The following is a 6,846-nucleotide window of genomic DNA, read 5'->3' as shown; positions in this document are numbered from 1 at the left end:
AAGGCGCCGATCTATATATGGATGTGCCAGTGAGTATCACTGATGCCGCACTTGGCAAAGAAGTCGAAATTCCTACCTTAGATGGCAAAGTAAATATCAAAATCGCTGAAGGTACTCAAAGTGGCAAGTTGCTGGTGGTGTCAAAGTCAGCAAACAAGCCTTTGATATCAGGCTCTGAGGGATAACCATTAGCTGAGCCTTCAATCGCTTTAAATATTGCGGCTAAGTCCGTATTAAGGTTCTCGTTTCTATGAGCGTCTTTAGCGATCGTGGCAAACAGTTGGCTTGGATAAATAAAGTAGCCCTTGGTCTTAATGGCATCGTCTTTAATATCATCAGTAATCACACTATCGGGAAGCGTGGCATAATTAACGCTCTCATCACCGCCCTCGATATAACTGGCAAAGTTTTCACTGATAAAGCGGTAGAACAACGTACCCAACACATACTGCTTAAAGTCCCAGCCATCGACTGAACCCCGAACCTCGTTTGCAATTTGCCAGATTTGGCGATGGAGTTCGGCACGTTGTTGGCTACTGGTCATGATAAAAATCCTATAGGAATAATGATGGGGCTAGAAGCCCCTTATATTTTGTGTAACTTAAATCGTTATTGAGTACGCTTTGATTAAGGGAAATATACCTTAGCACTGCTAACTGTTTTTGGTTCTATTATATGGTACTGATATGGGAAACAGTGCTTGTTTTGCCATGGGCATTTTCTTTGCAGCTTGCTTCTACGTCTGGCTTAAGAAAACAAGCATCTGATGATACTAGAAAGGAGCACAGCGTTCGACGATATGTATAATTTTTTGAGTTTTTTATACATATCCTTTTTATAGGCATAAAAAATCCGATTTTTTATGCTTATCGCTCAACCAACTTTTCCTCAATCATTTCAGTCAACAGCTCAGTAACCGTTTTTCGGCTCTCAAGCGCATACCGTTTAAGTGCAATATGTTTATCTTCATCTAGGTTAAAATTCACGCGTACCGTCTTTTTGGGACTGTCCGTCACATCCGATAAAGCCAATTGATCCTTAACGTTCTTACTAGGACGACCTGCTGATAAACTCATGACTTACTCCTCACCAAAAAATGTTTGAATCTCACTGACCAATGCGGTTATCTCTTGTATCGCATTGCTACTAGGCGATTCGGTATCAAATACTGTCTTACCAAGGGCAGCACTATTAGGATAAGCAACTCGCTGCATCACTCTGGTCTCTAATACCGGAAGATTATAATCAAGCAGCGCGGTTGCAACCTCTTTACCAATATTAGTATTTTGAATGGCGCGTGATACGACAAACGCCGCCTTTAGTTGGCCATCCATCATCTCTATGCGCTGCTGCACCAGATCAACCAAATCGCTGGTCGCCCAGATATCATAGGGGCTCGGCTGCACCGGAATCAATATAAAATCAGCCGCTTTTATAGCAGAAATAGCCAGACTAGTAGCTTGCGGCGATCCATCGATCACCACATAATCTTTATCAGAGACGCTTTTTAAATCTTTATCAAGTGTTGGTCTATCAAGCCCGATCACTGGTACCGGATTGTCTTCATCAACCGCTCTCCAGTCACGCGCACTGCCCTGCTGATCGCTATCTACTAGCAGAACACTATGGCCTTTCAACTGTAAGCCACGAGCCAGATGCGTTGCGATGGTAGTCTTGCCGCTGCCACCTTTTTGATTTAATACCGCGATTACCTTCATAAATACAGATCCCTGTAGCATGCATTGAGTATATAAGTATATAAGTATAACTAAAAATGTACGTCACATCACTACTAATAGCAATGTTTCATAGTAAAAATAGCATTGCCTTTTCTAACTAGCGTATATCCATCATGATAGACGTCCTGCATCAAAGACAGCATAATAAACTGCATACTACTAGGTAAATTGCCGCTATTCGATATCAATATGAGCTACTAAAATGAATACTTTAGCCGCTCATATTCGTTATAATCCGCTCACCAATCAAAAACCACTAATCGTTAATGAGGAAACCACTATGGTGAAGTGTCACTTATCGACCATCATGGGCGAAAGACGCCTTAAAATTGCCGATGTCGCAAGGGATACTGGCATCAATCGTGGCACCATTACTCGCATGTATCATGAAGAAGCCACCCGAGTTGACCTAGATGTCATCGAGTCTTTATGCACGTATCTTAGAATCAATGTTGGTGATTTATATGAAATCATAAATGAGAAAAGCAGTGTGTCGCCTGAATAAACACACTCTTTGATAAGACATTATAACCCTCAAACGTATAAAAAGACCTATAGAAGGTCATTTTCTCTTGCAATAGATTAAAATATAGGTATAATTTGACCTGTAGTAAGTCATTTTATCTATTATTTGCACATAATAATCTACAGGAGAATACTAATGAATAACAATCTATCGCGGCTCAACAGCTGCACATGGTTTAGTGAACAGACTAAAGCCTTAGCTTTTCAGCTGTTATCAAGCTTACAAATACAGCAAGGTGTACAATTGGCATCCTTACTGGGTGTTGACGCTATTCTTTATAATGATGAAGCGGTTTATGTCTGGGTACAACGACAGCTGGATGATGGTCTTATCGTTGACGACTACACTTTAAGCATCCTTGAAACCGCCTTTATGGAGTTGGTCACAGCTCATACTGACCAAGCAGCATAATTATTTTAGCTGATATTCGCAGATATCTTGTTCGACAAGAAACAATAATCTTTAAAGCCAGATAAAGTTTCATTATCTGGCTTTTTTCTAATATGGCCATAAAAATTTAACAGACGCCATACTAATGGCTTTTTAATATAGACAAAGATAACGGCAGTCAAACAAACCTTTTTTCATTGATATATGTTTTAGAAGACTCATTTTTGACCAAGGCTATCTGCTACCAGTATCTAGCCTAAAAATGCCCGTACAATTATCTACGCTACCCCAACCCTATAAAGGCCTCTTTGAGGAGTATGGTTCACTATTACCATAAACCTTTACTCAGTAGGTTTCGCGCGAGTCGACCCAGATATTTTATAATAAACAAAGCCTTTTTCATCTCTCAAAAAGCTTTTACTGTCTGCTCTGACGCACCAGCTGATCACATCAGGCTGATCTTTATTAACATCACAAGCCAAAATAAACTGCGCACTTTGAGCATTATTAAAGGCCTGTTTCCAACCCGTTTCAAGCTCATCGATGCCGCGCTGTAGCTCTGCTTGCTGCTGTCTCATCTCTGCAATCTTATCAAAGCTTGGTACATACCAAAATACCAGGGCCATAAGGCTTATTACCACTGCTGCCGTACACGCAGCGGCTACTGCTGCTATCCTTTTAATACTCATGGACTCAATAGACTTGTAAATCTTACCCAAGTCTTTATCAGCATCCTCTTTTACTTCTCCAATCCGCTTTTTTGTAGCGTTCTCAAAGGCCTCAATATCTTTGATAATCTGCTCATGACCAGCTTGATACTGACTGGTAAATAGCGCAAGACTGTCCGCACTAACGCCAAGCTTATCAGCCACCGCTTGCATGGCACTCACTTGCGCCTCTATGCTGGCGTTTTTAGCAGTGACGACCGCCTGTACAGCCGTATCAATCTGCTGCTTCATATCGATGATGATGTCCGCTATTTTGTCATCATAACGACGCGGCATTTCAGTATCGGTAAAGGTGGTCACTGCTGCTTGTAGCTGCTTTAACACAAGATCTTGATACTGACTCAATGCCTCTGAGGAAGCGCTCGCGCTGTTTCCTAGTTCTGCAATGACAGTGCTGATTTCGTCCACCGTACCATCAATACGGCTAAGAGAGTGATCAAGGCGCGTTGCCACCGCATCGTCAGCTTTTCCAATCAGTGCTCGCAGAGCTTCGATCACAGGTTTGAGTCTGGTCACGAGATTAATAAGCTCGTCGTGAATGTCGTGCTCATTGCTATTATCTTTATTCATGGTGTACTCATTATAATAATGCCGCCTAAAATGGGCGTGGTGATGAGTAGCGGCGTGTTTGTGCTTGTTCTTGCGCTTGGATGGCGCTCTTCGTTTTTTGCAGGTGATCTGTCACGGTTTGCGTGAGCGTTGCCGCATCTATGGTGATAGCAGGAACGTGCTCAAAGCGCTCATTGATTTGGGTTAATACCTCGACTTTATCTTGATTGTCAGGCAAGCGCTCAAGCTGTTGCCACAGCGATGTTGCTACCTTTCGCACCTGCGCTGCAGATTTTTTAGCATCAGTGTCTCGTAAACTTTTTTGCAGCGCCGTAAAGCTGTCAGTGCGTTTTAGGGCAGTGAATATAAACGCTTGTGCGGCAACCGCCTCAGCCGCGTTGATCACTTCGATCGGTGCATCAATAGCCTTAAAATAAAGGGTATTAACGCGGTTACGCACCCGTACCACTAAATTGTCAAATCGATCTCGATATGCTTTGGTCTCATTGATTCGCTGACGCTTAAGAGATGCCTGCTGCCGTCTCTGTTGTAAAGCTACTCGCCGCCTTATCAAAGCCTCCTCTCGTGCGCGCTCAGCCTCTTCCTTAAGCTTTGCTTGCTCATGTGCTTTGTTGAGCTGGTGGTGAAGCACCATCGTACGGTTGCGCCAGTCATCAAGCCTATCTGCATTTAGTTGAGTGGTCTTGGTTTGAGTAATTTCATCGTATAAATCATTATCTTGCACGATTACCGCCTCACTTTGATCAAGCAAATCGATACGCTGCTCATAAAACGGCGATAAGCGCTGATAGGTTTTTTGACTGGTATTAATTTGCTGCTTTAACTGTTTGATGTCGTTATCATTGGCGGTCTTAAACGCTTTAACATCAGCTGTCAAGGCCGTCAAACGAGTGTCAGCATCCGCGTCTATCTCTACCGCTTTTAACGTACTGAGCGCCTCACGCTCTTCTTGAAAGTGTTTAAAGCGCTCAACATCCAGATCTGCAAATGCGGCAAACTTATGATAAGTGTCCATGTTATTGCTGACGTCTATCTCTTGTAGATCCGCAAACGCTTGATCCCACTGTAAGGACAAGTCAGATTTTTCAATATCAATCTCATCAAGTGCTTTAAAGCCAGTCGCCAGTTTATTCAGCTTTGCGGCAAACGGTTTTAGGGTGGCCTTTAACCCTTTGTAGTCAGCAATGACTTCATTATTAAGCGGGATCAGCTTTTTTAGCACCGTTTCGTTGTTCAGCACTATTTTATCAATCTGTGACAGTTGCTTCTCAAGACTGGTAACGGCGCGGCGCGTTTGTAGGGTATCGTCTTGTCTAAACTGCTCAACCAACGCTAAAGCTTCCTTTAGAGCCTCGCCTTGCTCTTTTGTGCTTATCTGCCTGGCAAGCTCAATCATTTTTTGGCGGGACGTGCTGTAATCCTGTCCCACCTCCTCGGTGAACCGCGGCGTGCTTTTAATATTTTTGTCAATGGTGATGGTCTGTTTAGACTGGTGTGCTAATTCTTCATGCAGCCTATCAATGGTTGAGAATAAGGCGCTGCGTATCATCTTTTTTTGCTGCTCAAAATCGTCTGAGATCACTAAAATTTCATCAAGTACGTCATCATTGACCGCATTACTATGAGCCTGACTATCCTCTTTAGGAGTAGCGGGTGTAAGTTCAGCGGCGGGATCTACCAAGCGGATGTTACTAAGCTCAAATCGTGCAAAGGGTTTACGCTTTTTATAATGTACTGTAACGCCATCAATCTCTTGTACGTTGCTCTCAAGATCAATACGACCCTTGTCGTCATACTCAATTACCAAACCATTTTTTTCGATGTAGGCGTTGATCTCATCAATCGTTTCGTTGTACTCATTAATCACTGAGCGCCTACCTTTCAAAACATCCTTATACAAGGATTTACCCAGTTTCATTTTTGGTAAACGATTGATGCCCTGCTCACGATACGATTTCTCACTGATACTTTTATTCTCAGGCAATAGCTCATTAGCCATATCTGCCCAGAGGATGCGTTGATATTTAAGCTCATCGCCACGCCCATTTAGTCCTTTAGATAGCCGCTCACCGGTCGACCACTGTGTCCAATTCTTACGCTTCGATAAGACATATCCTTTATCTGCATCCGCTAATATTTCACGGCTTGAGAGTAAAATATGAGCATGAAAATTACTGCTGGTCAGCTCGACCACTTCAATCTCCCCCACTTGCTTCTCATGACTGTGGGGTCGATGGATGGCCACATCAACAAGCACGTTATAGCGATCAGATAGGTTTTGAGCGTAGCGCTCGACCAGAACTATGCGCTGATCAGCCGTGACTCCCTCGGGAAACATAACATCAATCTCAGTACCGAACTGCGCGTTTTTACGAGTCTCAATACGTTCGATATCATTCCAGAACCCCTCACGCGTTACTGCCAAATCCCCAGCAATAGTTGGTGTGATCAACGCCGTATGCAACACATTTTTCTCAATCAATTGGGCGTATTTAGTGCCTTCACTATCAACTAAATTTAAAACCTTATCTTTGGTTTTACTGGTGTAATCATGTACTTCCCCTGACTGATCATCGATCAGTTTTGAGCCAGAATTATAGGCTGATTTTGCTAGCACACTATGATTTTTCGCCTTGCTAACGGCGCTAACCGACAGATGAAATCCTTTATTATTCATGGCAAAAAATCCGAAGTTAAAAGATGGTTTTTTTGGGGGTTGTAGGGGGATCGCCCCCTGCCGAACGACGGAGTTTATGTAAAAAAATAGCACCCCTTGTGGGTCTTTTTTATATAAACTCCTAAGTTCGCTCTTAACAGAGGGTTAAAATACTACTGCGGCCACAAAAAGACGTGGTCTTGTGTATTTTACTACCTTGCATCCTTATGTTTGTAC

6 protein-coding genes and 2 pseudogenes are annotated in these 6,846 nt (G+C 42.9%); 3 read left to right on the top strand and 5 right to left on the bottom strand.

Annotated elements, in window-relative coordinates:
* Nucleotides 1–182: pseudogene (locus tag JMY09_RS14035) on the top strand (DnaJ C-terminal domain-containing protein); the annotation flags it as partial.
* On the opposite strand, the pseudogene JMY09_RS14030 reads toward JMY09_RS14035, so the two are convergent.
* The 3 genes and pseudogenes from JMY09_RS14030 to parA form a co-directional block, all read right to left on the bottom strand.
* Nucleotides 128–544: pseudogene (locus JMY09_RS14030) on the bottom strand (type I restriction-modification system subunit M N-terminal domain-containing protein); the annotation flags it as partial. The pseudogenes JMY09_RS14035 and JMY09_RS14030 sit on opposite strands and share 55 nt — an antisense overlap.
* Nucleotides 545–866: 322 nt before the next feature.
* The gene (locus JMY09_RS14025; protein ID WP_025652656.1) at nucleotides 867–1,076 is read right to left on the bottom strand and encodes a plasmid partition protein ParG; all 210 of its coding nucleotides are present in this window, start codon (nucleotides 1,074–1,076) and stop codon (nucleotides 867–869) included.
* A 3-nt stretch (nucleotides 1,077–1,079) separates the two neighbouring features.
* Nucleotides 1,080–1,718: a ParA family partition ATPase gene (gene parA / locus JMY09_RS14020; protein WP_201547029.1), complete on the bottom strand. Its 639-nt coding sequence runs from the start codon at nucleotides 1,716–1,718 to the stop codon at nucleotides 1,080–1,082.
* A gap of 223 nt (nucleotides 1,719–1,941) precedes the next feature.
* Here parA and JMY09_RS14015 point away from each other — a divergent pair, with 223 nt between their 5' ends.
* Nucleotides 1,942–2,244, top strand: coding sequence for a helix-turn-helix domain-containing protein (locus JMY09_RS14015; RefSeq protein WP_265088039.1), 303 nt, complete (start codon nucleotides 1,942–1,944; stop codon nucleotides 2,242–2,244).
* A gap of 156 nt (nucleotides 2,245–2,400) precedes the next feature.
* Nucleotides 2,401–2,676 carry a hypothetical protein gene (locus JMY09_RS14010; protein ID WP_201624554.1) on the top strand — a complete coding sequence of 92 codons (276 nt, stop codon included), beginning with the start codon at nucleotides 2,401–2,403 and terminating at the stop codon, nucleotides 2,674–2,676.
* A 320-nt stretch (nucleotides 2,677–2,996) separates the two neighbouring features.
* On the opposite strand, the gene JMY09_RS14005 is transcribed toward JMY09_RS14010, so the two are convergent.
* A complete protein-coding gene (locus JMY09_RS14005) occupies nucleotides 2,997–3,953 on the bottom strand; it encodes a hypothetical protein (RefSeq protein WP_201624552.1) in 957 nt (318 codons plus the stop codon).
* A 25-nt stretch (nucleotides 3,954–3,978) separates the two neighbouring features.
* Nucleotides 3,979–6,630: a MobA/MobL family protein gene (locus JMY09_RS14000; RefSeq protein ID WP_201624550.1), complete on the bottom strand. Its 2,652-nt coding sequence runs from the start codon at nucleotides 6,628–6,630 to the stop codon at nucleotides 3,979–3,981.
* Nucleotides 6,631–6,846: the final 216 nt, after the last annotated feature.

It is taken from the genome of Psychrobacter urativorans (assembly GCF_904846695.1).
Classification (GTDB): Bacteria; Pseudomonadota; Gammaproteobacteria; order Pseudomonadales; family Moraxellaceae; genus Psychrobacter; species Psychrobacter urativorans.
This window is presented reverse-complemented; position numbering and strand designations above follow the sequence as displayed.

Excerpts from the sequence above, each read along its gene's own strand:
- JMY09_RS14025 (WP_025652656.1), bottom strand. The coding sequence starts at position 1,076 with ATGAGTTTATCAGCAGGTCGTCCTAGTAAGAACGTTAAGGATCAATTG.
- parA (WP_201547029.1), bottom strand. The coding sequence starts at position 1,718 with ATGAAGGTAATCGCGGTATTAAATCAAAAAGGTGGCAGCGGCAAGACT.
- JMY09_RS14015 (WP_265088039.1), top strand. The coding sequence starts at position 1,942 with ATGAATACTTTAGCCGCTCATATTCGTTATAATCCGCTCACCAATCAA.
- JMY09_RS14010 (WP_201624554.1), top strand. The coding sequence starts at position 2,401 with ATGAATAACAATCTATCGCGGCTCAACAGCTGCACATGGTTTAGTGAA.
- JMY09_RS14005 (WP_201624552.1), bottom strand. The coding sequence starts at position 3,953 with ATGAATAAAGATAATAGCAATGAGCACGACATTCACGACGAGCTTATT.
- JMY09_RS14000 (WP_201624550.1), bottom strand. The coding sequence starts at position 6,630 with ATGAATAATAAAGGATTTCATCTGTCGGTTAGCGCCGTTAGCAAGGCG.